This is a genomic window from Acinetobacter minutum, assembly GCF_035916735.1.
In the GTDB taxonomy this organism is placed as follows: domain Bacteria; phylum Pseudomonadota; class Gammaproteobacteria; order Pseudomonadales; family Moraxellaceae; genus Acinetobacter.
In genome coordinates this window covers 97406-122409 of the sequence record NZ_JAQIHG010000001.1, presented here as the reverse complement: position 1 = coordinate 122409, position 25004 = coordinate 97406, and the positions used below count along the sequence as shown (strand labels likewise).

The 25004-nt window shown below is 45.2% G+C and carries 26 protein-coding genes; 8 read left to right on the top strand and 18 right to left on the bottom strand.

Annotated features, from left to right (window positions below; translation table 11 throughout):
- Nucleotides 1-186: 186 nt before the first annotated feature.
- Nucleotides 187-867, bottom strand: coding sequence for a M23 family metallopeptidase (locus PAE54_RS00570; RefSeq protein ID WP_273777698.1), 681 nt, complete (start codon nt 865-867; stop codon nt 187-189).
- A 109-nt stretch (nt 868-976) separates the two neighbouring features.
- Here PAE54_RS00570 and PAE54_RS00565 point away from each other — a divergent pair, with 109 nt between their 5' ends.
- Complete coding sequence (locus PAE54_RS00565) at nt 977-1420, top strand: DUF721 domain-containing protein (RefSeq protein WP_326518026.1); 444 nt, start codon at nt 977-979, stop codon at nt 1418-1420.
- A 94-nt stretch (nt 1421-1514) separates the two neighbouring features.
- Here the strand turns inward: PAE54_RS00565 and lpxC are convergent, their stop codons facing one another.
- From lpxC to gshB, 8 genes are all read right to left on the bottom strand, one after another.
- A complete protein-coding gene (gene lpxC, locus PAE54_RS00560) occupies nt 1515-2417 on the bottom strand; it encodes a UDP-3-O-acyl-N-acetylglucosamine deacetylase (protein ID WP_273777700.1) in 903 nt (300 codons plus the stop codon).
- A 244-nt stretch (nt 2418-2661) separates the two neighbouring features.
- Nucleotides 2662-3849, bottom strand: coding sequence for a cell division protein FtsZ (ftsZ, locus tag PAE54_RS00555; protein ID WP_273777701.1), 1188 nt, complete (start codon nt 3847-3849; stop codon nt 2662-2664).
- Nucleotides 3850-4012: 163 nt separating this feature from the next.
- Nucleotides 4013-5275: a cell division protein FtsA gene (ftsA, locus tag PAE54_RS00550; protein ID WP_273777702.1), complete on the bottom strand. Its 1263-nt coding sequence runs from the start codon at nt 5273-5275 to the stop codon at nt 4013-4015.
- A gap of 64 nt (nt 5276-5339) precedes the next feature.
- The gene (locus PAE54_RS00545) at nt 5340-6197 is read right to left on the bottom strand and encodes a cell division protein FtsQ/DivIB (protein ID WP_326518025.1); all 858 of its coding nucleotides are present in this window, start codon (nt 6195-6197) and stop codon (nt 5340-5342) included.
- A 3-nt stretch (nt 6198-6200) separates the two neighbouring features.
- Nucleotides 6201-7130: a D-alanine--D-alanine ligase gene (locus tag PAE54_RS00540; RefSeq protein WP_273777704.1), complete on the bottom strand. Its 930-nt coding sequence runs from the start codon at nt 7128-7130 to the stop codon at nt 6201-6203.
- A gap of 56 nt (nt 7131-7186) precedes the next feature.
- The gene (gene murC / locus PAE54_RS00535) at nt 7187-8635 is read right to left on the bottom strand and encodes a UDP-N-acetylmuramate--L-alanine ligase (RefSeq protein WP_326518024.1); all 1449 of its coding nucleotides are present in this window, start codon (nt 8633-8635) and stop codon (nt 7187-7189) included.
- 14 nt (nt 8636-8649) lie between these two features.
- A complete protein-coding gene (gene murG, locus PAE54_RS00530; protein WP_326518023.1) occupies nt 8650-9747 on the bottom strand; it encodes an undecaprenyldiphospho-muramoylpentapeptide beta-N-acetylglucosaminyltransferase in 1098 nt (365 codons plus the stop codon).
- Between the two features lie 343 nt (nt 9748-10090).
- Nucleotides 10091-11041: a glutathione synthase gene (gene gshB, locus PAE54_RS00525; protein ID WP_326518022.1), complete on the bottom strand. Its 951-nt coding sequence runs from the start codon at nt 11039-11041 to the stop codon at nt 10091-10093.
- A gap of 120 nt (nt 11042-11161) precedes the next feature.
- Here gshB and PAE54_RS00520 point away from each other — a divergent pair, with 120 nt between their 5' ends.
- Both PAE54_RS00520 and PAE54_RS00515 read left to right on the top strand, forming a co-directional pair.
- Nucleotides 11162-11353 (top strand): DUF3565 domain-containing protein, encoded by a 192-nt coding sequence (locus tag PAE54_RS00520; protein ID WP_326518079.1) that lies wholly within the window; start codon nt 11162-11164, stop codon nt 11351-11353.
- 223 nt (nt 11354-11576) lie between these two features.
- Entirely contained in the window at nt 11577-11921 is a 345-nt protein-coding gene (locus PAE54_RS00515; protein ID WP_326518021.1) for a DUF7079 family protein, read from the top strand.
- A gap of 232 nt (nt 11922-12153) precedes the next feature.
- Here PAE54_RS00515 and pyrE read toward each other — a convergent pair whose 3' ends face one another.
- Nucleotides 12154-12804 carry an orotate phosphoribosyltransferase gene (pyrE, locus tag PAE54_RS00510; RefSeq protein WP_326518020.1) on the bottom strand — a complete coding sequence of 217 codons (651 nt, stop codon included), beginning with the start codon at nt 12802-12804 and terminating at the stop codon, nt 12154-12156.
- 38 nt (nt 12805-12842) lie between these two features.
- Here pyrE and PAE54_RS00505 point away from each other — a divergent pair, with 38 nt between their 5' ends.
- On the top strand, nt 12843-13661 hold the full coding sequence (locus PAE54_RS00505; protein WP_326518019.1) for an exodeoxyribonuclease III: 819 nt from the start codon (nt 12843-12845) through the stop codon (nt 13659-13661).
- A gap of 451 nt (nt 13662-14112) precedes the next feature.
- Nucleotides 14113-14460 carry an arsenate reductase gene (locus PAE54_RS00500; protein ID WP_326518018.1) on the top strand — a complete coding sequence of 116 codons (348 nt, stop codon included), beginning with the start codon at nt 14113-14115 and terminating at the stop codon, nt 14458-14460.
- Between the two features lie 56 nt (nt 14461-14516).
- Here PAE54_RS00500 and PAE54_RS00495 read toward each other — a convergent pair whose 3' ends face one another.
- Nucleotides 14517-14954, bottom strand: a complete 438-nt coding sequence (locus PAE54_RS00495) for a DUF2147 domain-containing protein (protein WP_326518017.1) — start codon at nt 14952-14954, stop codon at nt 14517-14519.
- A gap of 132 nt (nt 14955-15086) precedes the next feature.
- Between PAE54_RS00495 and PAE54_RS00490 the strand changes: the two genes are divergently transcribed.
- Nucleotides 15087-15998 carry an alpha/beta hydrolase gene (locus PAE54_RS00490; RefSeq protein WP_326518016.1) on the top strand — a complete coding sequence of 304 codons (912 nt, stop codon included), beginning with the start codon at nt 15087-15089 and terminating at the stop codon, nt 15996-15998.
- 48 nt (nt 15999-16046) lie between these two features.
- Here the strand turns inward: PAE54_RS00490 and PAE54_RS00485 are convergent, their stop codons facing one another.
- The 5 genes from PAE54_RS00485 to PAE54_RS00465 all read right to left on the bottom strand — a co-directional run bounded on the left by PAE54_RS00485 (nt 16047) and on the right by PAE54_RS00465 (nt 20397).
- The gene (locus tag PAE54_RS00485; protein WP_326518015.1) at nt 16047-16610 is read right to left on the bottom strand and encodes an FMN-dependent NADH-azoreductase; all 564 of its coding nucleotides are present in this window, start codon (nt 16608-16610) and stop codon (nt 16047-16049) included.
- Nucleotides 16611-16748: 138 nt separating this feature from the next.
- Nucleotides 16749-18572 carry a protein-disulfide reductase DsbD gene (dsbD, locus tag PAE54_RS00480; RefSeq protein ID WP_326518014.1) on the bottom strand — a complete coding sequence of 608 codons (1824 nt, stop codon included), beginning with the start codon at nt 18570-18572 and terminating at the stop codon, nt 16749-16751.
- Nucleotides 18573-18590: 18 nt separating this feature from the next.
- Complete coding sequence (locus PAE54_RS00475) at nt 18591-19358, bottom strand: transporter (RefSeq protein WP_326518013.1); 768 nt, start codon at nt 19356-19358, stop codon at nt 18591-18593.
- A 16-nt stretch (nt 19359-19374) separates the two neighbouring features.
- Complete coding sequence (locus PAE54_RS00470; protein WP_326518012.1) at nt 19375-19914, bottom strand: ankyrin repeat domain-containing protein; 540 nt, start codon at nt 19912-19914, stop codon at nt 19375-19377.
- A 123-nt stretch (nt 19915-20037) separates the two neighbouring features.
- Nucleotides 20038-20397 (bottom strand): HPF/RaiA family ribosome-associated protein, encoded by a 360-nt coding sequence (locus PAE54_RS00465; RefSeq protein WP_273777720.1) that lies wholly within the window; start codon nt 20395-20397, stop codon nt 20038-20040.
- Nucleotides 20398-20831: 434 nt separating this feature from the next.
- On the opposite strand from PAE54_RS00465, the gene PAE54_RS00460 reads away from it, so the two are divergent.
- Nucleotides 20832-21554 (top strand): outer membrane protein OmpK, encoded by a 723-nt coding sequence (locus PAE54_RS00460; RefSeq protein WP_326518011.1) that lies wholly within the window; start codon nt 20832-20834, stop codon nt 21552-21554.
- Nucleotides 21555-21626: 72 nt separating this feature from the next.
- Here the strand turns inward: PAE54_RS00460 and PAE54_RS00455 are convergent, their stop codons facing one another.
- Nucleotides 21627-22133, bottom strand: coding sequence for a DUF1877 family protein (locus PAE54_RS00455; protein WP_326518010.1), 507 nt, complete (start codon nt 22131-22133; stop codon nt 21627-21629).
- Between the two features lie 333 nt (nt 22134-22466).
- On the opposite strand from PAE54_RS00455, the gene PAE54_RS00450 reads away from it, so the two are divergent.
- Complete coding sequence (locus PAE54_RS00450; protein WP_326518009.1) at nt 22467-23066, top strand: OmpW/AlkL family protein; 600 nt, start codon at nt 22467-22469, stop codon at nt 23064-23066.
- 56 nt (nt 23067-23122) lie between these two features.
- Here PAE54_RS00450 and parE read toward each other — a convergent pair whose 3' ends face one another.
- Nucleotides 23123-25003, bottom strand: coding sequence for a DNA topoisomerase IV subunit B (parE, locus tag PAE54_RS00445; RefSeq protein WP_326518008.1), 1881 nt, complete (start codon nt 25001-25003; stop codon nt 23123-23125).
- Between the last annotated feature and the right edge of the window lies 1 nt (nt 25004).

Genomic DNA, 25004 nt, shown 5'->3' with positions numbered 1-25004 from the left:
GATCAGTAAAGTTATGGCTGCAACCGAATACACGTTTAACGTAACATTTAGCAGATAAATATTGGCTGCATATTTATTACACAAGCTAACAAAAAATCGCCAATTCTGGCGATTTTTTATACACAAGCAATAAATTTAGATGATAACTTAATAGCTAATATCTATATGTGCCAAGGTTCTCTTCAATTATGGCAACATGGCTAAATAAGTTGCTGGATTTTTACGTTGACCATCTTTTACAACTTCATAATGTAAATGAGGACCAGTACAACGACCAGTACAACCCACATTTGCAATCTGGTCACCCGCGTTTACACGCTCACCCACGCTGACCAAGAGACGTGAAGCATGGGCATAACGAGTGAGGTAACCATTTCCATGATTAATTTCTACATATTGGCCATAACCATTACCCCAGCCTGACTTGGTCACGACACCTGGGCCAGTCGCATAAATTGGGGTGCCACTTGGTGCAGCTAAATCAAGACCCGAATGGTTTTCAGCTTTACCACCCATAACACGACCACCATAGGTAGAGCTAACACGCGCGCTTGGTAATGGATGAGCAATTAGCCAAGAAGAGATACCGTTGGCTGTATAACGTGTTGAAGTATTTGAACTGTATTTTTTTGCGAGAGATTGATTATTAAGTTCAACAGATTTTTCACGAAGTGTAACCGATACTTTTGTACGTGCAGGAATATCGATATCTTCAGGTTGAGAGTAAGAACCTTTGGCAATCGTATGAGTAAGTTCTTCAATTGGATCAATTTGAGTATTTGAATTTACTTCAACCAGATCAGCAGAAGCCACGGTAGCAGCAGAAGCTGCCAGGGAAAAAGCCAATAAAATACGACGCGTGTGCATAAAAAACCTCTTTCAACTGTTCTTACTCAATGTTTCTTGTGTGATCTCTTCCTTGATATTCACAGAAACAAGCGCATAAGATTAAGACATCAATGTTAAGGAAAGATGTATGTCTGAACCTATTAACGTGTTTCAAGCGACAAGAAAACACTCAAAAACAGGAAACTTAACGTTTCTCTCAACGCAAGTTGCACAGTGGCAAAAACTTACGAAAATCATTCAACCGCTATTACCCCAACCGGAACAATGGCAGGTGGTCTGTTATCAATCCGGCGTTTTAACCATCACCGGTGAAAATCAAGCCATGATTAGTCAACTCGGTTACTTGCAAAAGCCGTATATTTCTCAATTATCTCAACTTGAACCGTTGAAAGATTTGCATAAAATTCAAGCACGTTTAAGAGTTAAGTCTCAAAAGATCTCTGAACCAAGCCAACCTTCACGATCCATCAACACAGAAACGCAAGACATGTTACGTCACGCTGCTGACTTTGTGAGCGACCCTAAGCTTAGCCAAGCCTTGCTACGTTTGGCAAGCAATAAAAAGGAGTAGGATTTTTCTGGCAGGCCATTTTTTGATTATTTTTCGTGATATTTTTCACATTCAGAGTTGTTACTTTATAACATCACCTAGACAAGACAATGACTTATGTCACACTGACATACGGAATCGGGCAATCTTTCGCGTCATCAAATGTTACAATTTCATAACTTGTTGGATCTTTTTGCACATTGCGTAACAACTGGTTATTCAGGGCATGACCCGACTTATAACCATCAAATTTGGCAATAATCTGATGACCTAGCAGATACAAATCTCCTACGGCATCCAGAATTTTATGGCGAACAAATTCATCCGAGAAACGTAAGCCTTCTTCATTGACCACACCAGTATCATCCACCCCAATGGCATTTTCCAAGCTCGCGCCCAGTGCCAAGTTATTGGCTTTCAGATAATCCAGGTCTTTCATAAAACCAAAGGTACGCGCGCCACTGACCTCATACACAAAAGTTTCGGTGGAAAAATCAATCGTGGCCGACTGGTATTCTTTGGCAAAAGCAGGGTGATCAAAATCAATGGTGAAATTAAGCTGAAACCCTGTATGCGGAGTGAAAATAGCCCGTTTGTCATCGATGAGAGCAGATATTGGCTTTAAAATTCGGATAAATTTTTTCGGTGCATCCTGCTCAACTAGACCACCTTGCATCAGTAAGTAGATAAACGGTCCCGCACTGCCATCCATAATCGGTACTTCAGATGCAGAAACTTCCACGATCAGGTTATCAATACCCAGACCCGCGATTGCACTCATCACATGTTCAATCGTACCAACTTTCGCGTCACCTTGAACCAAGTTAGAGCACATAAAGGCTTCTTGAATCAGCATCGCATCCGCAGGAATATCAACCGGTGGATCAAGATCAATACGGCGAAAGACAATTCCCCCATCTGCAACATGCGGTACAAAGTTAATCATGACTTTTTGCCCACTATGCAGTCCGATACCGCTAGCTTTGACGACACGTTGGAGGGTACGCTGTTTCAACATGCTACTACTGTCTTCTACTTACAAACCGCAATACGTTAGCATATTTGCTTTTTTTTGACAGCAAAAACGCTAATAGCCTCAGAATTTTCGCTATTAAGTAACAACATTGCCTCTGATTTAAACCACTCAGCCCACTATTTACAGGGATTTTGGCTTATATTTAGACAGCATTTGGTCTTAAACGAATCATAAGGCAATAAAAAAAGCAGCGCGTTTGCGCTGCTTTTTAGAAGTCCCACAACAGTTATTTACGTTGTTGGTTCTTCAAATAATCCTGAATGCTCATCGGTGATGAACGTGGAGTTGCGCTTGGCGCAGCAACTGGACTTTCAGCGTGCTGACGTTTGCTGATTGCAGGAACATCATCTTCTTCAAGCACTGCCTGTGCAGCCTGGCTTGCTTGCACAGCAGCATGCTGTACTGCAGAGGGTTGACGCTTCGCTTCTACCGCATCCGAATTCCGCGTCAAACCTGTGGCAATTACAGTCACACGAATTTCATCACGGGCATCTGGATCAAATACCGTACCGAAGAATACTTCGCCTTCATCCAGATCAACGATCTGGTTCACCACATCAGTAATCACTTCTGTTTCACGCAGTGTGACATCATTACCACCAGTGATATTGATTAATACCCCCTTGGCATTCATGATATTGACGTTATCGAGTAATGGACTACGAATAGCCAGACGGGCCGCTTCCTCAGCACGGTCTGGACCACTGCTCTTGCCTTCACCCATCATGGCATAGCCACGGGTACTCATCGCAGTTTTCAAGTCGGCGAAGTCAAGGTTGATATGACCTGGACGTACCACAAGATCAAAGATACTGCGTACCGCATTTAACAGCACATCATCCGCCTTACGATAAGCATCCTGCATGGAAATATCGCCATACACACTGAGTAAACGCTGGTTTGGAATGATAATCAAGGAATCTACATAAGCTTCAAGTGCTTCGATGCCTTTTTCCGCTGAGCGCTGGCGACGACGACCTTCAAAGTTGAATGGCGTGGTCACAACACCTACGGTAAGAATACCCATTTCTTTGGCAATTTCTGCAACGACTGGCGCAGCACCTGTTCCGGTTCCCCCGCCCATGCCGGCAGTCACGAATACCATATCGGCACCTTCAAGATGCTGACGAATCACTTCACGGCTTTCTTCTGCTGCGATCTGACCCACTTCAGGATTGGCACCGGCACCTAAACCACGGGTACTTTGTTCACCCAACTGGATTTTAAATGGCGCATTCATGCGATCAAGGGCTTGTTTATCCGTATTGGCACAGACAAATTTTACACCTTTAATATCAGACTGCACCATGTGCTGTACGGCATTACCGCCACCACCACCTACACCAAACACAGTGAAACGGGCTTGACCGTTACTATCGGTTTGTTCATCTTCTAAAAATTCAAATGAGGCCATGACCTATAGAGTTCCTAAATAATATTGGCAGTCACTTCAGCCCGTATACTGCCTTGATCTGCATAAACAAATTATTTTTTTAGGATGCTGTGCAATACTCGCCTTGTCAAGTACAGCAGTTTTCTTGTACAACTTCCTAACAATAATCCCAATGAAATACACCTTAAAATATCGATTTTAATTTGTTATTCAGTGTATTCCAGCCATTGCCAACACGCGACCAAAAAGAACGCTTTTCTTCGTCTTCTGGTTCTTCTACTGCATCCTGCATGTCACTCTGACTAAATAACAATAAACCTGCTGCCGTCGCATACATCGAACGACGTAACGCAGCCTGATGTGGCTCATCGGCATATACCTGTAAAGGTGGATTGCCTAAATGGGCCGAAACCCCCAACATACGCCGCGCCAGATTAACCATACCTTCAATCTGACAAGCATCTCCGGTCAGGACCACGCCATGATATAAACCATGTATCGCGCCGCTCTGCTCTAACTCCTGACGAATCAGGCCAAAGATTTCTTCATAACGTGCAACAATAATATCCGTCAATTCAATACGACTAATGGTTTGTGGCCCGTCAATTCCTTGAAATTGAATCATGTGATCCGGCTTGACCACTTTGAGGTCCACACAGCCATGTAATAATTTCAGACGTTCAGCTTCATCCGTTGTGGTCTGCAGGACTGCCGCGATATCTCGTGTGACATGTTCGCCACCGCGCTGGAATGTGCGAGTTAAGGCCAAACGTCCATCTAGGTAAACGGCTAAGTTCGTGGTTCCTGCACCGATATCAACGAGACATACACCATATTCTTTTTCATCTTTGAGCAGGCTAGCTTCTGCAGTAGCGAGACAAGACACCACCATTTTCTCGACACCGATATTCGCGCCTTTCATGGCACGATCCAGGTTCTGCATGGTACTAATCGGCAGCATCATTAACTGATAATGCCCTGTCATACTTTGGGCAGACATGTTAATTGGATTCTGCACCCACTCTGCAGCATCATCCAATTCAAATCCTAAAGGCACCGCACTCGCCAAATAATGATCTGGAGTCACATGACTGGCTTTGGCCAAATCCAAAGCACGGACCACCTCATTGGTGGTAATAATATGTTCGGTGTTGACAATCGGCGTACGGCCCGAGGCATAAAAACTTTTTAATTCTGTACTTGGAATCGACACCCAGGCCGAGTGTATCCGACATTCCGCCATCTTTTCCGCTTCAGCAACGGCATTTTTTATTGCGGCAATCACTTTATCAAGGCTGACAATTTTACCTTTGTTCATGCCTCTATTACGTGCTGTAGCCATCCCGATAACTTGAATTTTATCAGGTGCATGTACTTTACCAATCAAAACTGAAACTTTATGTGTCCCAATGTCAATCGCAACAACTGAGGGAACAGCTTCACTCATTACGTACTACCACTTACATGTTGGTTTATCTTTAGCTTAAGCGCCTTGTTTTTAAAGCCACGTATTATGGCTTTGCCGTTATTCCACCCGCAATGCCTGTGTCATCACTCGTTACAACAAACTGCCCATTTATAATTGTAGGCGGGCTGGCATTTTTCCACTGAATGGCTAGTCCATTACGATAGCGCAAATCAATGGCAGAAATTTTTGGCCAGACCGGCTTGAGCTCATTTTTTGCCAGATAACTCAGACGTTGTAGTTTACTCATGGTTTGATCCTGATCAACGATCACACGAAAACCAGAATCAAACTGCATAAACCAGGTCATACGTTCAGTTAAATATAACTCTTTTAAACGTAAATGAACCGGTTGAAATAACTGATTAATCTCGTTATATCGACGCATCATCACTTCAGACTGACTGATCGGGCCATGCAGTAAGGGCAAATGCGCATTATTTTTCGGCACCGCCTCACTAAATACATCCCCACTATCACTCAGCAATCGCCCGGTTCCCCAACGTGCAATTGCATGTCGCGGCATGACACGAACCCGAATCGCATTCGGCCAGGTACGTGAAACCACTACACGGTCTACCCATGACACGGCCAGAGCACGGTCACGAATTTGTTCCAGATCCGAAGTAAAATAATTGTCTTTCACGATGGGTTGCAGATGTGCTTGCATCTGCTGTTGCTCAACGGAGCTGTGTGTCCCAACGACTTGTAGTTCGGCCACATGCGCATCCGTGATCACTTTATACAGGCCATAAAAACCAACTGCCAGCACCACAAAAGCCACCAATAGCAGCAGCCAACCACCCAAATTTGCAAGCTTTTCCTGACGGGTAGGTGGCTTGTCATGAATCGAGGTGATGGCAGCAGCACGTTTGCGGCGCATGGAAGCAGGAAGTTGAGCCATAAATTAGTGTGCCACCGCATCCAGAGTTTGTTCCAGAATCGCTACACAGAGCGCTTCGAAACTATAACCGACCGCTTTCGCTGCTTTTGGCACCAAGGAATGACTGGTCATGCCTGGCACTGTATTCACTTCAAGCAGCCAGAAGTTACCTTCAGCATCCTGCATGGCATCAATACGGCCCCAGCCTTTTGCACCCACCGCTTGGAAGGCACGCAAAGCCAAGTCTTGTAACTGCTTTTCTTCTGTCTCAGTCAAACCACACGGAATGCCATATTGCACGTCGTTACGGTTGTATTTGGCTTCATAGTCATAAAAGGCCACATCTTGTGGTGGTTCCAAACGAATCACCGGGAGTGCCTGGCCATTTAGCATGACAATGGTAAATTCACGGCCTGTGATCCATTTTTCCGCCATCACCACGGCATCATGTGCTGTCGCTTTGGCAATCGCATCGGCAAAGTCTTCAATTTTCTCGACTTTACTCATGCCAATACTCGAACCCTCATGTACCGGCTTGATAATCACAGGCAAGCCCAAGCTAGACACAAGCTCTTGCACATCGGTGTCTTTATTGATGATACGGTAAGGTGCGGTTGGTAAATCACTGCCCTGCCAGATCTGCTTGGTTTTAACCTTGTCCATACCAATGGCAGAACCCTGTACGCCCGTCCCCGTATAAGGAATATTCAACCATTCCAGCACACCCTGAATCTGGCCATCTTCACCACCGCGACCATGCAGCACAATAAAAGCACGATCATAATTAACCAGTTCCGTCACGCTACGTTGTTGCGGGTCAAAAGCTTCGGCATCAACGCCAGAACGCAACAATGCTTCCAGCACAGCCTGACCACTATCTAGCGAAACTTCACGCTCTGCTGATTTACCACCCAATAACACGGCAACTTTGCCGAACTTTGAAGCATTTGACACGTTGAGATCCTTAAAACTTTATAACTGGTCAATCACATTCACGCCATACGACGTCATTATTTAAGATATAAATGCTGTTGTGCCAATTCGACTGAAATGGCTCCCACGTTACCTGCACCTTGGGTTAATAACAAGTCATTTGGTTGTAACACTTTTTGAATGACATTGCGCAGGTTTTCATCGACTGGATCAATTAGAATCGGTTCGACCTGACCACGTAGACGCAAGCTACGTGCCAAAGTTCGACTGTCAGCACCGACAATCGGCTTTTCACCCGCGGGATACACTTCTAAAAGCAAGAGTTGATCCACTTGTGATAACACCTCGACAAAATCATCGAAACAGTCACGGGTACGGCTAAAACGGTGCGGCTGGAATAACATCACCAGACGACGGTCTGGATGGCTAGCACGCGCAGCCTTGATGGTTGCCTCAACTTCTTTTGGATGGTGACCATAGTCATCCACCAATTTCACTGTCCCTTCGCCTAGCGCAAATTCACCTTGCACCTGGAAGCGACGTCCTACCCCGCTAAAACCTTCTAGAGCACGGCTAATTGCAGCATCAGATACACCTTCATCAGTCGCGACACCAATTGCAGCCAAGGCATTCAGGACATTATGCAAACCTGGTTGATTAATGGTCAGGCGTAATGGTTCCCGGCCTTTACGCAACACGGTGAAGTGCGAGCGCATACCTTCCTGTTCAACATCGACCGCACGAATATCATTGTCTTCACCAAAACCATAAGTGATCACCGGACGGCCGACACGTGGCAAGATTTCACGAATATTGGCATCATCACCACACACCACGGCCAAACCATAGAATGGCAATTTGTGTAGGAACTGGATGAAGGTATCTTTTAATGTATCGAAACTGCCACCATAGGTATCCATATGGTCGGCATCGATATTGGTCACAATTGCAGCCATCGGTTCTAGGAACAGAAAAGACGCATCTGACTCATCGGCTTCGGCCACGATATAACGGCTAGCACCGAGCGCAGCATTTACCCCGGTACGGTTCAGCAAGCCGCCGATCACATAGGTCGGATCGAGGCCTTCTTCTGCTAACATACAGGTCAACAGACTGGTGGTCGTCGTCTTACCATGCGTGCCGGCTACTGCAATGCCATGGCGATAACGCATCAATTCACCGAGCATTTCCGCACGGCGAACCACAGGAATTCGGTTTTCAATCGCTGTTTTGATTTCCGGGTTTTCCGGATCAATTGCGGTCGACACCACCAGCACATTGGCACCCTGAATGTTTTCTGTACTGTGGCCAATAAATACTTTAATGCCGTTTTCTTCGAGTTGTGCCGTGGTTTTCGAGGCTTTGATATCTGAACCAGAAACTTTATAGCCCTGATTTTTCAATACTTCTGCGATGCCACACATCCCTGCTCCACCAATACCCACAAAGTGAATATGCTTGATACGGCGCATTTCAGGAATTTTAATTAATTTTTTTGCTTGATCAGCAGGGCTTGATGGAGACATAGGAAAACTCTAACTTACAATTCTTGAATGAGACCAACCACATGCTGGGTTGCGTCCGGTTGAGCTTTTTGACGTGCCTTGACGGCCATTTCAGACAAAGTCTGACGATTCATCAATGGTTTGAGCAGATCAGCCAGACTCTCGGAAGTCATGCTGGCTTGCTGACAGATTTTAGCTGCGCCGGTATTGGCCAAAAACTTGGCATTTGCTGTCTGGTGATCATCCACCGCACTCGGCAAAGGCACGAAAATCGCGGCTACACCGGCTGTTGCGACTTCCGTCACCGTTAATGCACCCGCACGACAAATAATCAGATCCGCCTCTGAATAAGCTTGCGCCATATCGTCAATAAACGGACTGACTTCTACCTGTAACTGTGCTGGAGCGTCTGTATAACGTGCCTGCGTGGCTTCAAACTGTTGCTGGCCACACTGATGAAAGACCTTTAGTGGCATATTTAACTGTTTTAATGCAGCTGGCACACGTTCATTCAAAGCTTGTGCTCCGAGTGATCCACCAACAATCAGAATATGCAGGGGCTGTTCTGCCTGCTCACGTTGCTGATAGCGCCAAGCTGGGCTCAGAATCTCGGTAATTTCCTGACGGACCGGGTTTCCGGTTGTCACAATTTTTGCACTCTCTGGAAATGTTCCCGGGAACGCCTGACAAACCGTTTTGGCGATTCGTGACAATTGCATGTTGGTAAAACCAGCGACTGCATTTTGCTCATGAATCAGCACAGGAATACCCAATACGCGAGCCGCGAGACCACCTGGACCGGCTACATAGCCACCAAATCCAGCAACCGCTTCAATTTTGAGTTGCTTCATGTAGCGCATTGCGCTCAAGGTGGCTTTTAAAATCTTGAAAGGTGCAACGAGTTTGCGTAATACGCCATTGCCACGCACACCCTGAATATCAATCTGATAAATCGGAATATCATGTTGTTTTAACAGACGGTTTTCCATACCGTTCGGTGTTGCTAACCAAGACACCTGGCAACCCTGTTGTTGTAATTGTTTTGCGACAGCCAATGCCGGAAACACATGCCCACCTGTCCCTGCGGCCATCATCATGACACGTTTCGGTGGCTGCTGTTTGGACTCAATCACGTGAATTCTTCGACTCTAAATGAAGTGGATCTTAAGATTATTTTAAAACGCCAATTGTAATCACAAAGCCCCTCCGCGGAAAAGCCGATTTGTGGCTTTTCATCGAGGAGATCATTGTTTTTTTGCTACAGAATGCCAATCTTAAACTAGATTTGGAATGAAACCGTTAAAAAAGCCCAACCCCACATTTACTCAATTTTAAGCAACTGATTATTTTAATGATTTCCAATCTAGTTTAATCATCACCAGAAAAGAAGATTTTTTGTTTTTCATCCCTTTGACGATGAACAGGCAAACCGTGATTTACCTGTTTTTACAAAAGCGCGTTTTCAGAAAGGTCAAATCATCTTGCAGATTGAATTCCAGCTTCCAGCACATCGAACAGATCATCTGCAATGTGTGTACCAAACTGGGCATCAATTTCCCGGATACAGGTTGGACTGGTGACGTTGATTTCAGTGACATAATTGCCAATCACATCCAGTCCGACAAAGATCAGACCCTTTTCCCGCAAGAATGGCCCCACTTTCTCGGCAATCATCTTATCATTTTCAGACAATGGACGGGCCTGTCCCAGACCACCCGCAGCCAGATTGCCGCGCACTTCGCCATTTTGAGGAATACGTGCCAGACAGTAAGGTACCGGCTCACCATTCACCATCAGGATGCGTTTATCGCCTTCCACAATTTCAGGAATATAGCGCTGTGCCATAATTGGACGTGTGCCCATTTCCGTTAGCATTTCTAGGGTTGAACCAATATTCACCCCATCCTGGAACAAACGGAAAATCCCCATGCCGCCCATACCATCGAGTGGTTTCACAATCACATCGCCATGTTCGGTAATAAATTCACGGATCAGGCTTTGCTGTGAAGTGACTAAAGTCGGTACTTGCAATTCAGGAAACTGGGTAGCGAACAGTTTTTCATTACAGTCACGCAAGGATTGCGGCTTGTTGATGATCCACGCACCTTCGCGTTCTGCCTGCTCCAGAATATAGGTGGTATACACAAAGTTCATGTCAAATGGCGGATCTTTACGCATCAATACCACATCATACGCCGCGATGGATTCTTTCTGTTTTTCACCTAACTCGTAATAATGGTTGTAGTCTTCAAAAACTTTGAGCGGAGCAATCAGGCCAAAAGCTTTGCCATGCTCAATATATAAATCCTGTTGTAAAGCATAGCCCAACTCATGGCCACGACGGCTAGCGGCCCACAGCATGGCCATGGTGGAATCTTTCTTTAAATTAACCGTTTCGATGGGATCCATCACCACAAGAACGCGCATATTGAAAGCTCTTTTAAAATCTGAATAATACGGATGAGTATAACGGAGATTATTCAGCGCTTTTTCTGAATTTCAGTCAAGCTTGAGCTAAAATTTTACAAAAGTCCGCAGGATCAGATGATGCAACAAGCGATTATCGGTTTTCATTTGGATGAAGAGCAGCATTGGGTAGCTGACCTTGCCTGCGGGCATGGTCAGCATGTGCGGCACAATCCACCCTGGCAAAACCGTCCTTGGGTGATGACTGAAAAGGGTCGTAAAGAAAAAATTGGGGTGAAGTTGGATTGTAAGAAGTGTGAAATACAGACCTAATACTTTTTGACAACTTGGAGAATAAACTCAGCCTTATGTAGCTTTGTAAATTATAGATTCTATTTTATTGCATTCTGGATCAAGCCAATTATGGAATAGACTCAACTTCGGCAAGAATGTTGCTTCGTCCAAAACTTAGAATAATAATTGATGGAATACTTAAAATAACGCTTATGGCACTTTTTGAAAAAGTGCTCGCTAAATTCATAAGATAGAAACATATATGCAAGAAATAGAAGAACTATGGTTTTCGCTCTCTTTTTTATTTATAGACAATACAATTGATTATCAGCAGATCGCCACTGAAATCGCCATGCATGATATCGAGCTTATTGAATTTCATCTCTTTTACAATGTTGCCCCTGAGTGTTCTGCAAATCTGGAGCAGACCATCCCACCCATTTGGGTGAGTTTTGATAAAGATGAACTTATACAACATATTAAAAAAAATGGGATTTTGGATAAAACACAAATTACTTTAGCCAGAAAAATTTCTGCAACAATATATAAATTCAAGTATAGAGATGAGTGGGCTACATTAACCCAATGCCTGATGGGCTATAAATAAATTCCCAATTTTAAATAATAAATGCTATGTGATGATTTATATTGAAAATCAAATCGTTAATTATTAAAAACCTGTTTTTTCACTCTTTATTTTTTATCAATTTATAATTTTTCTCGATCCCATCTTTAATCAATATTTCTTTACATTAGGCATCCACGTTAAACCATTCTAGTTATTCATATCAGCCCAAAATAAAAAAGGAAGCCTACGCTTCCTTTTTAGGATCTATATATTAAATTCCGTACTTTTCACGATACGCCTGCATTTTTGCCAAAGCTTCCGTTTCACCTTTGGCTTCTAGGTAATCCATCAAATCTTTCATGGTAATTAACGCATAGACTGGAATGTCTAGCTCATTTTGCACTTCCTGAATCGCAGACAATTCACCCTGACCACGTTCCTGACGGTCTAAAGCCACCAAAACACCTGCGATGGTTGCACCGGCATTTTGCAGAATAGTCACCACTTCGCGGATTGCTGTCCCTGCGGTGATCACATCATCAATGATCCAGACTTTTTTACCCGCCACGGAAGCCCCGACCAAGACCCCACCTTCACCATGATCTTTGGCTTCTTTACGGTTAAAACCCCAAGGCACACTTACGCCATGAATTTGTGACAATGCTACAGCAGTCGCAGCCACAAAAGGGATGCCTTTATAGGCTGGGCCAAAAATCACTTCGACATCATTACACTGCATTAATTGATCGGCATAACCTTGTGCCAATAGCGATAAAGCTTCACCATCATTGAGCAAGCCGGCATTAAAAAAATAAGGGCTCACACGGCCTGATTTTAAAGTAAACTCACCAAATTTAAGCACACCACGTGATAAGGCGAGTTCGATAAAAGCTTGCGGGTTAAATTGCACTGGCGTTGTCATGAGGTGCTCCGAATTGCAAATTGAGGTTATGACTGCGCATGATAGCAAAGGATCACTATCCAAGTGATGTAAAAATTCTTCGAGTGGTTTCAATTAACGTGAATGGTCTACGTTCGTCTGTGACCAAAGGCCTGCTGGAATGGCTAGAGCAATCGGATGCGGATGTGGTGTGCATGCAGGAAAGCCGCATTACCCATGCGCAGTGGACGGATAAATTTAAACCTGAAGGCTGGCATACGCATTTGTTCCCCGCAGAACGTGCCGGTTATGCCGGAACCGCGATTTATAGTCGCCTGCCTTTTGTCTCCGTACAGGATGGCTTGGGCTTTGAACTGGCTGATAGCCAAGGGCGTTTTATTCGTGCTGAATTCGATCTGGGCCTGGGCTATCCGGTCTACATCTGTTCGCTCTATCTACCTTCAGGGTCAAGTGGCGAAGAAGCACAGGCACGCAAAGACCATTTCCTGGATCAATACAAACTGATTCTAAAACAGTGGCGTGAAGAGAATAAGTCGCTCATCGTTTGCGGTGATTACAATATTGTGCATAAGAAAATCGACATTAAGAACTGGTCAGGCAACCAGAAGGCCTCCGGCTGTTTACCGCATGAACGTGCCTGGCTAGATCATATCTATAATGAACTCGGTTATGTCGATACCTTCCGTGAAGTCCGCAAAGAAGCTGATCTATACTCCTGGTGGTCAAATCGCGGACAGGCACGGGCCAAGAATGTCGGTTGGCGGATTGACTATCATGCTTGCTCACCAGACTGGAAAGAGCGCGTAATCAATGCTTGGGTATATAAAGATCAATGGTTTAGCGATCACGCACCAGTGATTATCGACTATAAACTGTAAATTTTAGTTTACAATTGTTCACTGAATAGAAGTTTATAACCTACGTTTTTTGTCGTGTTTGTGTATTTTTATTCAGTGACTTTGTTGGCAAGATAGCAATCACGGCACAGGGACATTGTCAGGATGACAGCGAAGGGATAGGAAGCCGTAGGATGAAAGGAATAAATTAAATGATTTAATTTATTTTGCAAGGATGTGACAAGGAACGTTGTAACGAGACCCGCATGATCAGGATGATTGAATGCGGGTTTCTCTATTCTGGGCGATTATTTTTATTTTAATCAATACCCAACACATGGTTACAGCTTTATATTGCCAAGTCAGTATGACACTCTCATGACATCCTGTTTTCAAAAACATTTCTCCGCGATTTCCGATTTTAACCCGATAGTATTCCGCCCATTTTTTCGCTAGGCTTAGCAGCCAGTCATGTTAAAGTAATGGAATCCTCATGCTGAAAATTTATGGCATCAAAAATTGTAATTCAATGAAAAAAGCCTTCGATGCACTTAATGCATTAGGATTGGCCTATGAATTTCATGATTACAAAAAACAAGGTATAGAAGCCGACACACTCAAACTATGGTTAGAGCAGATCGGTGCAGATCAAGTCTTGAATAAAAAAGGCACGACCTGGCGCAAACTGACTGAAGCAGAACAGCAACAGGCGTTATCGAGTGAAAAGGCTCTGATTGAAGCACTGATGACTCACACCAGCTTAATCAAACGCCCGATTTTACAAACCGCACAAGGTTTTGTTGTCGGTTTTGATGAAACAGCCTACCGCAACCTGGCTTAATCTCTAAAACAAAAAGCCTGATCTATGATCAGGCTTTTTGATAATCACATTATCACTTAATTTACACGAATCCAGGTCTGATTCCGTCCCAAAACAGATATCCCGATATAGCCACGCAGATTGAGTTTTTTGCCACCCTCTGCAATTTCCGCCTTGAGCTTATAGGTTTTACCGGATTGTGGGTCCAGAATACTGCCCCCCTCATATTGCTGACCTTCACTACGTTTGAGGTTATGCACAATCGTCAGGCCTTTTAACGATTTATTATGATAAGGCCCTTCGCACTTCTTACAGGCGTTTTCCTCACCTGGTGTTAAGATATTCTGGATATTGGCATTTAAGGTGCCATTTTTTAGTTCGGTAAACTTCACAATGGCTTTAGGCTGCTTGGTTTTGTCATCAATGGTCTTCCATACTGTACCATTGAGCGGATCGGCAGCGTGAGTCAATACAGCAGCGCTGAATAATCCTAATGCTAAGGCGAGTTTTTTCATTTCCTATATTCCCTGGTCATCGACTCGACTGGGTCAGTATTGAAAAATCACAACAAGAATGCAATTTTTCAGTGTGACTGTTTAGTGTAAGGTTGTAAGTATCCCGCATGATCAATACAAAATGGAATAACAATGCCTATCAATCCCATGTGGAAACAGTATCTTAGTGAAACCCTGCTGAAAGGCATCATCCGTGCACCGAGTCGGCTGAATTTGCCTCCCGAAACATTGCGTCAAACGCTGGATCGTTTATCTCATCTGTTGCCCAAAACGGAAGGCGCGACAGTCCGCTCATTTAGCCTTGCTGGTTTAGCTGCAGAAGAAATTAAACCTGGTCATCCGGCCACACAACTGATCTTACATCTGCACGGTGGGGCATTTTTCCTGGGTTCGTTACGTACCCATCACGCCTGGATGATCGATATGGCACTGCGCACACAAATGCAGATCGTGCATCTTGATTATCCGCTGGCTCCCGAGTCACCCTATCCAGATGGACTGGATGCCCTTTATTTAGCCTATCTGACGCTGCTGGATCAAGGCATTCAAGCCAAGGACATTATCCTGTCTGGAGATTCTTCTGGTGCCAATCTGGCTGTATCCTTGTGTTTACGCCTGCGAGATCAGCAGCAGCCTTTGCCAGCTGCCTTGATGTTGCAGTCTCCTTTCTTGGATTTGACCTTGAGCAGCCCTTCGCTACGTTACAATGCCGAGCATGATGCCCTGCTCTCTCAGGAATTACTTGAGGCAGGTATTGATTACTATCTGGTTCGGGATGTGGATCCAGCTGAGCCTTATGTCTCTCCACTATTTGCTGATCTACGCGATTTACCTCCAACGCTGATTCAAGTCGGATCGAAAGAAATCCTGCTAGATGATGCACAGCGTTTCCGTGATCAAGCTGAGGCTGCAGGTGTCGATGTGACTTTCAAGTTATATACAGGCATGTGGCATGACTTTCAGTTGTTTAATTCCTGGTTCAGTGAGGGCAAGCAGGCGTTAGCCGATCTCACTGAATTTGCGCATCGGATTGACCAAAACTAAACAGGCATAAAAAAGGTCAGCCGAAGCTGACCTTTGTAGTAAGGCAAATTAGAGTGCCTGAATTTTGCTTAATGCATCCGCAATTGCTTGTTCTTTCTGGTCTGCCATTGCAACACCTTCTGAACGAATCACTTCAATTTCTGTGACGCCAGTAAAGCCAAAGACAGTTTTCAAATAGGCTTCTTGGAAGTCGGCAGGGCTGTTGTCGCCATAAACACCACCGCGACTACTTGCGATATAGACTTTTTTACCACCCGCCAAACCTTCCGGACCATTTTCAGTATAACGGAAAGTTTTACCCGCTACACAAATACGGTCAATCCAAGCTTTCAGGGTCGATGGAATGCTGAAGTTATACATTGCTGCACCTACCACCACGATATCTGCCTCCAGATATTGCTGTACCAGCTGCTCACTCAGCTGGCTTTGTTCTGGATTTTGCCCCATGAGGATTGGGCCAGACAGGTGTGGAATCTGGTGCTGATCAACATCCAGATATTCAACTTCAAGATTGGCATGTTTGCTTTTCAGTTGTGCCACGATGGCCTGTGTCAACTGACGTGAAACAGATGCATCACCGAGAATACTAGAATCAATGTGGAGTAATTTCATGTGCAATCTCTAAATCATCTTTTATTGGATGAACGCTAGCTTAGAAGATCACACCGCTAAAATCAGTGCGTTGCTTGCTACACTATGTTGCAAAAACAGAACAGCTAACCTCAAGAGGAAACTTATAGATCCTAAAGATTAGGGGTGGAGCTGCTTGAGTTGGCTCAGCAATTCTACTTCGCTAAATGCACCAGTTAAACGTAACTGTCGCTGTTCCTGCTGTTGAGCATTCAGAAAAATATAAGTCGGTGGCCCAAGAATTTGCCATTTTTTTAGCAAAGCCTGATGGGAGGCATCATACTGGCTCAAATCCAGTTTAATCAGGTAATAAGGTGCTAATGCCTGCTGGACGGTGGACGATTTTAAAATCCGATGTTCGATGGGTTGGCACGCCACACACCAGTCGGCATACACATCAATGACGATCGCACGACCTGCAGGTGCCTGTACCAATAAATGCTCAAATTCAGCCGCTGTTCTAGCCATCTGCCACTGATTTTTCTGCAAGTTTTCAGACTGATGATAGTTTTGAATTTGCTGATACTGGCTATAGCCAAGATAAGGCAGCAACACGATGAGTAACAAGAGATACAGTACACGCATGCCACCCGTGTAACGCCATACACTACGGATCAGGTAAGCAACCAGCCCTATACCAAGCAACAGGCTCAATACCTGTAACAGCAGCGCTGGCAATAAGGGACGGATAAAATACAGGGCCAAGCCCAGCATAATAAAGGCAAAAATGACCCGGATCTGTAACATCCACTGCCCGGCTTTGGGGAGCACTTTTGCTCCCAGCACACTGGCCAGCAACAAGGGAAGACCCATGCCAAAACCCAGCATAAACAACAGCAAAGCACCCTGCCAGTGATGCTGGGTCTGTAAAATAAACAGTAAAGCTCCAGCCAGTGGTGCCGTCATACAGGGTCCGACCAATAAGGCAGAGATAATGCCCATGATGCCCGCACCCAGCAACGTTCCACCCTGTTGTAAAGACTGCATCTGATCCAGACGCTGTAACCATGCTTGTGGCAGACGAATTTCAAACAGGCCAAACAAATTGGCCGCAAACAGGACAAATAGCGCACTAAATGCCAGCAAAGTAGCGGGTTGCTGTAACCAGCGCTGAAAATTCAGGCCCGCTGATGATGCCACTAGACCGAGTAGTGCATAGACCATGGCCATACTCAGCACAAAAACCAGTGCAATCATCCAGGCCTTCAAACCTTTATGATCCCGCACGATCAGTGAAGTTAAAATCGGCAGCATGGGTAAGGAACATGGTGTAAATGCCAGTAAAACACCCAAGCCAAGAAACAGCAGCAGGCTGTAAAATAAAGAATGCTCAGCAAGCTGCTGAAACCATACCTGATCCTGAGCACCCTCCAAAGTCAGTGGGGGATTCGGTTGGCTAGGAGCTGAAGAAGGTTGTGACGATGTGGCTGTGTCCACCGGCAAGGTTTGCCCCGAGGCCGGAGCCAGATCCAGTAAACGTTTTGAGGATGCCGTTTCCTGCAACTGAATCAGTCCATCAAGATCTGTCTGAAACTCTATCGTTTGTGGCGGGTAACAAATCCGGTCCTTGGCACAACCCTGCCAAGTCAGCTGATAGCTTTGTGCCGGTTTTGCTGCAAAGCGGATGTCGAGCTGCTGAAAATACACCTGACTCTGGCCATAATTGTCATCATATTGTGTGACAGCGGGGGGCAACCGCAGTGGAACCGTTTGACCGGCCTGCTTCAGCTCGATTTTATGTTGATACAGGTAGTAACCGGGTTCAATCTGCCAGTGGAGTTCCGCCTCATGTTGGCTTAGAGACTCTACGGAAAAGCGAAAGGCCTGCTCCGGTGGAAGTAGCGGATTTTCTGCATGACTCAACACTGAGATCAGCCAACAGCTGATACTCAGTAAAATCGCAAAACTCAGTTGCACCCGATTACCGGGTTCCAGACATTGCATGCCCTAAGCCACTCAGGATTAAAACAGGAAAGAAACGCCTAGACCACCATGGTAATCCGGTCGCTCACCACTGAGTGAAACACCAACACTGGCATCCAGCTGTGCACGGTCGTTCAAGGCATACATCACGCCCGACGCCAAGGATGTCTCATTGGGTTGGCTTTCTGCCTTACGATAAACAAATTCAGAAAAACCGGACCAATTCCCGGCAATCTTGTATTGAATGCTCGGAATCGCAGTGACAGCCCATTCTCGGTCCTGCATTTCATAACGCATGGTCATCGCGGTCGTGATCAAATCACTATAACGATAAGCAAGTGCTGAGCTTAAGCTATAAATATCATCCTCAGCAGAGAAACCAGGATTACCGGTAGCGAGTTGAACCTGAGCCAGCACAGCCATCGTAAGCTGCTCATCTTTCAGGTTAATGGCTTTCTTCACCCCGATACTGACATCGCCCAGACCATCTGTTTCCCGGGTTTGTCCAGCAGATTTGGTTTTCGTCCAGCTTGGCCCCTGCCAGCCTAGCTGTAGCTCGGTATCCTCATTCAGACCACTGCGTAACAGCATATTGCCATTCAGACTCAGTGTTCTGACTTTCAAACCATCCACATACTGTTCATCATAGGTCGCTGAAGGCAAACCTTGTTCCCACGCCACATGGCCAACCGGCGTAATACCGGTGCCAAAACCGCTCCCCGGACGGTCAAATGAAAATTCGGCAGCCCATGTCCCCATACTGAGGCTTGCCATCATCAATAACGTGGTTGTTTGCATGATTTTCATGTCATTTCTCAATTTTTTACGCTAGTTCTTTCGACATCTTGGCGCCACGACTGCGCAACAACTGCAAAGTTTCTTTTTCTTCAGGTAGTGCCTCTGACCAGTCAATTTCATCAAATTCACAGTCAAAAAACAAATCGCTAATTGAAGATAAAATGGTCAATCCATCTTCATCTTTACTGTTTGGATCTACCTGTTCATCCAGCAAACGCTTTACAGCCGGCACACAGGCCGCACTTGCCGCATCCCAAAGTGGACCATAGAGCTCTTCCGCATCCCATAAATGCAGGTTAGCCTTGGCCTGAATCAAGGCATCCAGAATCTCTAGATGAACCTGTAAAGCCTCTTGTTTCTGCTGCTCAGTCATCGGCTCGGCCTGATAGGCTTCACTGACCAATTCCCACCACTGAAATAATCCATCACACGCCACGGAAATGGGTGGGCCCTTTTCTGGCTCAATAAAATTCGGATCCAGACCATCCGCCAGTAACTTTTGGACCTGTGGCAAATTCAGTTCTTCTATCGCTTGTACTAAAAGCTGTTGTTGTGCAGTTAACATGCGATCTCTCATTTGTCGGTTTGTCTTATTATGCCGAATAATGTCCGATTTGTTTTAAGGAAATGTTGTCAAGGTGAGATTCAGGCATAAAAAAAGCCCCGTAGGGCTTTTTTTTACAGAAGCTTAGGCTTCTTCTTCATCGTTGTCGATCAGCTCAGGAGCTGCACCGCGCGGATCATCAATTTTTTCAAATAAGTGTTCAAGGCTGCGGCCTAATTTATCCATGGCACCATGGAAAGCGATGTCGACATTTTTCGCCTTGTGATTAACAGCTACAGGTTTTAAACCTTTAGGACGCGCTTCAATCATGCAACGGATATCATCATCTCCGCCTTTGTCCCCATTTTCATCACTAAAATGTACAGAAAAGTGAGTAATACGTTCCGCATGACGTTGAAATTCTTGGCCAAGTTCTGCACGCACATAACTAATTAAACGTTCATTATTCTGAATATTTTTGTCGGTACGGATTTCAATGTTCATAATATCATCCTCTTTCTGGATCTTTTTGTGCAAAACTTTTGTTATTTACGCTTGTCAGATGACAAGTGGTTGTTCCCTTGAGGGATCAGTTAAATTGAATTGGGGCTTTGCTCTCCTCACTCAATTCAGGACGGTGCATGTAATCGTTTTACTGTCCCTATGTCTTCAATATCAGGCCATCCGCAAAAATATGCAAGGGGGTTTTTAAAAAAAATATTTGAACCCTAGCAGAGTACTAAGACTGAAAAATGACAGGTTAAAAAACTGATCAAAAGATATTCATTTATTTACAATTATTCACATTTTTAGCACTAAATTTACAGCTCCACAATCTGCAAAACAGCACATTTTTTTGATCTTTTGGTCAAATTTCACTTTATTTCCAGCCGATAATCTGTATGCTTGTTACGCTTTTTTGGCCGGAGAGATTCTTAATGAAATTTACACAATCGGTAATCGCAGGTGCTCTTCTCAGCAGTGCAAGCTGGGCTCAAGCACAACCAGTTTGGCAGGATTTTAGTGTTACAGGTCTATATGGTGAAAACTACGAGCTGATTGCACGTGAGGATCAGCAAAGCACGGTAACCCTGGAATATGCAGCAAAACTTAACTATGGTGATGTATTTGCTTTTCTGGATCGCACCGATAATGATGTCAGTGGCAAAGAAAGCTATTTTGAGGTTTCACCACGATTAAGTTTGAGTTCAGTTTCCGGTCAGAAACTGGCAATTGGCCCGATTAAAGATGTGTTAATTTCAACCACTTGGGAAAGTGGTGAGGGATTCGATAATTATTTGTATGGTATCGGTCTGGACTTGGCGGTGCCTTATTTTCAATATGCCAGTCTGAATTTCTACCGGGCCAAAAATGACAGCACCAAAGATGATTACCAGCTCACCTTCACTTATGGGGTGCCGTTTAAACTGGCCAATGAAGAATTTTTGGTGGATGGTTTTCTCGACTGGTCCACGGCTGAAAAAAATAGCCATGCCAGCGAACTGAACTGGACCACGCAATACAAGTGGAATCTCGGCCAACACATCGCGCCTGGCACACGACTTTACCTTGGGGTAGAGCACTCGTTGTGGAACAATAAATATGGTATTGCCAATGCCAAAGAAAATAACGTGAGTGCTTTGCTGAAATATCACTTTTAATCTGTGAAACTCCCTCTTTTTCAAAAGTAAGATCAAGGTCTTGCTTTTTTTACCCCATATTCTGGTGAGGTTCTAACAACAGATCGCCGGCAAAGTGTTCTGGTTGTGCAGGCTAACAACTGCATAATGCTGCTCAAACGATACCCGATAAAAATTCTGTAGCTGGGTAAAACTCAGTACTAACCCTGCCTGTTCCTGTTCGGGTGCCTGCCCCCAAGCTTCTGAGAGCAGTTTGGCTTGTTGCAGATATTGCGGATGATAACAACGCTGAAACTGTTCAATGCTGATCTCATCCAAGGCCTGAGAAATCTCGGCCACCTGCTGTACCAGATTATAATGTGCACTGAGGTCGGGCTGTTGTACGTTGCGAAAAGGAAACTGCGCCACCAAGGCATAATGCAGGCAGCTTGTTGCGATCAGCTGAGCTTGGGTGAGTAAAATCTCCAGGATCGGGGCACGATGCTGCAGGTCGAGTTTAGCCTGAATGCCACTCGCCTGTGCAATGTCCTGCTCATTCTGTGCTTGACTAGATAACAGCAATAAATCCTCAGCACGAATGGCCAATAATTGAGTATTCATGCGGCAATCTCTTCTGCTCCTTGACCCGTTTAGCTTACAGCGAGTTCGTACAAAAAAACGGCTATAATTCTGTAATTACTGCCTGAAGATTGTAATAACACGTGTCTACGATCACCCTGCTCATCGCTGTCCTGTTTTCAGCAAAACATGAAATTATCTCCTGAGAAGCGTTCAGCATTTACTGAAATTTCATTACAGGCACAATTTTAAATAAAATTAAACCATTGATTTAATTTAAAATAATAAATTGGCATGTTTTTTGATTAACTTCATCTGCACTTACAAGGAAACGTCTGTTGGGATAACAGATGTCGTATGCATATGGAGTTTTACATGAAAAAATTTGCACTACTCGGCCTAGGGCTTTGCTGTATCGGTTCAACCCATGCAGGTTTTGAGCTGGACCGCTTTCAGACGCGTTTTGGTCTTACCCAGATTGAACCGAAAAATAATCCAGGCAATCTTGATGATGGCACACGTACCAGCGTATCCAATGCCTATGCCCTGACAACTGATTTTGTCTATTTCCTAACCCCAAATCTGGCGGTTGATTTATTGGTCGGTAGCGCACCAAAACATAATATTTATGGAGATGGGCAGAAGATCGGCAATACCAAGTACATTCCGCCAACGCTCAGCCTGCAATATAACTTTAACCCACAAGGCCAGTGGAACCCATATGTGGGTTTAGGAGTAAATTATACCTATTACTTTGATGAAACCTTGCTCAATGGTCAAAAGCTCGATGTGTCGAATTCCACCGGCGTCGCCGCGACTATCGGGATGGACTATAAACTGAATGAACATTTCAGCTTGGGAACCGATATCCGTTATGTCGATGTAAACTCTGATGTAAAAATTAACGGAGTCAAAGTCGGTAATGTGGATGTCAATCCGATGCTCTACAGCTTAACGTTGGGTTATAAATTCTAAATATCCCGCTCTCTCGAAGAAAAACCCGCAATTGCGGGTTTTTTAACGAATGGAATTTAAATCACAATATCCGCCAGATTGCCTTTCTGTTCCAACCATTGCTTACGGTCAGCAGAACGTTTCTTGGCCAGCAATTTATCCAGTAGCCCTGCAGTAAAATGACTGTCATCCAGATCCAGCTGTACCAGACGGCGGGTGTTCGGATCCATGGTGGTTTCACGCAACTGGCTGGCATTCATTTCACCCAAACCTTTAAAGCGGGTAATTTGTGGATTCTTGGTTTTGACTTTTGCCAAAATCTGTTCCAGCTCCGCTTCATCCAGTGCATAGTGCACATCCTTACCAGCATCAATCCGGAACAAGGGAGGCATCGCCACATACAGATGCCCCTCTTCCACCAATGCCGGAAAATGCTTGACGAACAAGGCACACAGCAAGGTGGCAATGTGCAAACCATCTGAGTCGGCATCAGCCAGAATACAGATCTTGCCATAACGCAGTTCCGACAGGTCATCACTGCCCGGATCGACGCCAATCGCAATGGCAATATCATGCACTTCCTGAGAGGCCAACACCTCATCGGATGAGACTTCCCAAGTGTTTAAAATCTTGCCGCGAATCGGCATGATGGCCTGGAAATTCTTATCCCGTGCTTGTTTGGCACTACCACCAGCCGAGTCCCCTTCCACAATAAACAGCTCGGATTCTTCACGGGTCTGCCCGACACAGTCGGCCAATTTCCCCGGCAAAGCCGGACCAGAGACAATCTTTTTCCGCTCGACTTTTTTTGCAGCTTTCAAACGGCGTCCGGCTTTGGAAATCGCCATTTCCGCCAGTTGCATGGCAATGTCAGAATTCTGGTTCAGCCACAGGGCAAAAGCATCCTTGGCGATATTCAGCACCACAGAGGACGCTTCACGGCTGGACAGACGTTCCTTGGTCTGCCCGGAAAATTGCGGCTCTTGAAATTTCAGCGACAGGATGTAATTCACCCCATCCCAAACATCTTCAGCCGAAAGTTTCAGGTTACGCGGCAACAGACTGCGCAGTTCACAGAATTCACGTAGCGCATCGGTGACGCCAGAACGCAGGCCATTGACGTGGGTGCCGCCTTGCGCGGTTGGAATCAGGTTGACATAGCTTTCCTGTACCTGCTCACCGCCTTCGGCATTCCAGCAGATGGCGAATTCAGCACTGGCTCGCTCGGCATTGCCTGTAGCCACAAAGGCCGGGTGCGGCACAATTTCACGATCCTGCAGTTCATCCATCAGGTAATCGACCAGGCCATTTTCAAACTGCCATTCGATTTTTTCGTTATTAATCTGGTCAATATAAATGACTTGCAAACCCGCGGCTAACACCGCTTTGGCTTTCAGGTTGTGTTTCAGTGCCTTTAAGGCAAATTTCGGACTATCAAAATACTTACCTTCCGGCCAGAAATGAACGGTAGTACCTGTGGCCCGTTTCGGGGCTTTACCTTCCAGCACTTCCAGCGGTGCCACAGGCTCACCCTGCGCAAAAGCCATCTTGTAGAGATTGCCCTGACGCTGGACTTCCACTTCAACCCGGCTCGACAGGGCATTGACCACGGAAATCCCGACCCCATGCAAACCACCAGAGAACTGGTAATTGTCGGTACTGAACTTACCACCGGCATGCAGTTTGGTCAGAATGATTTCGATTCCGCTCTGGCCATATTCCGGATGGATATCCACCGGCATACCACGGCCATTGTCTTCAACCGATAGCGATCCATCCGCATACACCGTGACCACAATCTTATTGGCATGTCCGGCCAGTGCCTCATCAACTGCATTATCAATCACTTCCTGCGCCAGATGGTTCGGGCGTGTGGTATCGGTATACATGCCGGGACGACGGCGTACCGGATCTAGACCAGATAAAACTTCAAGCGATTGAGCCGTATATTGAGACACG

Excerpts from the sequence above, each read along its gene's own strand:
- PAE54_RS00505 (WP_326518019.1), top strand. The coding sequence starts at position 12,843 with ATGATAGCAAAGGATCACTATCCAAGTGATGTAAAAATTCTTCGAGTG.
- PAE54_RS00475 (WP_326518013.1), bottom strand. The coding sequence starts at position 19,358 with ATGAAAATCATGCAAACAACCACGTTATTGATGATGGCAAGCCTCAGT.
- PAE54_RS00515 (WP_326518021.1), top strand. The coding sequence starts at position 11,577 with ATGCAAGAAATAGAAGAACTATGGTTTTCGCTCTCTTTTTTATTTATA.
- ftsZ (WP_273777701.1), bottom strand. The coding sequence starts at position 3,849 with ATGGCCTCATTTGAATTTTTAGAAGATGAACAAACCGATAGTAACGGT.
- PAE54_RS00520 (WP_326518079.1), top strand. The coding sequence starts at position 11,162 with ATGCAACAAGCGATTATCGGTTTTCATTTGGATGAAGAGCAGCATTGG.
- murC (WP_326518024.1), bottom strand. The coding sequence starts at position 8,635 with ATGTCTCCATCAAGCCCTGCTGATCAAGCAAAAAAATTAATTAAAATT.
- PAE54_RS00495 (WP_326518017.1), bottom strand. The coding sequence starts at position 14,954 with ATGAAAAAACTCGCCTTAGCATTAGGATTATTCAGCGCTGCTGTATTG.
- PAE54_RS00450 (WP_326518009.1), top strand. The coding sequence starts at position 22,467 with ATGAAAAAATTTGCACTACTCGGCCTAGGGCTTTGCTGTATCGGTTCA.
- PAE54_RS00565 (WP_326518026.1), top strand. The coding sequence starts at position 977 with ATGTCTGAACCTATTAACGTGTTTCAAGCGACAAGAAAACACTCAAAA.
- PAE54_RS00465 (WP_273777720.1), bottom strand. The coding sequence starts at position 20,397 with ATGAACATTGAAATCCGTACCGACAAAAATATTCAGAATAATGAACGT.
- pyrE (WP_326518020.1), bottom strand. The coding sequence starts at position 12,804 with ATGACAACGCCAGTGCAATTTAACCCGCAAGCTTTTATCGAACTCGCC.
- PAE54_RS00460 (WP_326518011.1), top strand. The coding sequence starts at position 20,832 with ATGAAATTTACACAATCGGTAATCGCAGGTGCTCTTCTCAGCAGTGCA.
- dsbD (WP_326518014.1), bottom strand. The coding sequence starts at position 18,572 with ATGCAATGTCTGGAACCCGGTAATCGGGTGCAACTGAGTTTTGCGATT.
- PAE54_RS00500 (WP_326518018.1), top strand. The coding sequence starts at position 14,113 with ATGCTGAAAATTTATGGCATCAAAAATTGTAATTCAATGAAAAAAGCC.
- PAE54_RS00545 (WP_326518025.1), bottom strand. The coding sequence starts at position 6,197 with ATGGCTCAACTTCCTGCTTCCATGCGCCGCAAACGTGCTGCTGCCATC.
- PAE54_RS00470 (WP_326518012.1), bottom strand. The coding sequence starts at position 19,914 with ATGTTAACTGCACAACAACAGCTTTTAGTACAAGCGATAGAAGAACTG.
- PAE54_RS00570 (WP_273777698.1), bottom strand. The coding sequence starts at position 867 with ATGCACACGCGTCGTATTTTATTGGCTTTTTCCCTGGCAGCTTCTGCT.
- ftsA (WP_273777702.1), bottom strand. The coding sequence starts at position 5,275 with ATGAGTGAAGCTGTTCCCTCAGTTGTTGCGATTGACATTGGGACACAT.
- gshB (WP_326518022.1), bottom strand. The coding sequence starts at position 11,041 with ATGCGCGTTCTTGTGGTGATGGATCCCATCGAAACGGTTAATTTAAAG.
- PAE54_RS00485 (WP_326518015.1), bottom strand. The coding sequence starts at position 16,610 with ATGAAATTACTCCACATTGATTCTAGTATTCTCGGTGATGCATCTGTT.
- PAE54_RS00490 (WP_326518016.1), top strand. The coding sequence starts at position 15,087 with ATGCCTATCAATCCCATGTGGAAACAGTATCTTAGTGAAACCCTGCTG.
- lpxC (WP_273777700.1), bottom strand. The coding sequence starts at position 2,417 with ATGTTGAAACAGCGTACCCTCCAACGTGTCGTCAAAGCTAGCGGTATC.
- PAE54_RS00455 (WP_326518010.1), bottom strand. The coding sequence starts at position 22,133 with ATGAATACTCAATTATTGGCCATTCGTGCTGAGGATTTATTGCTGTTA.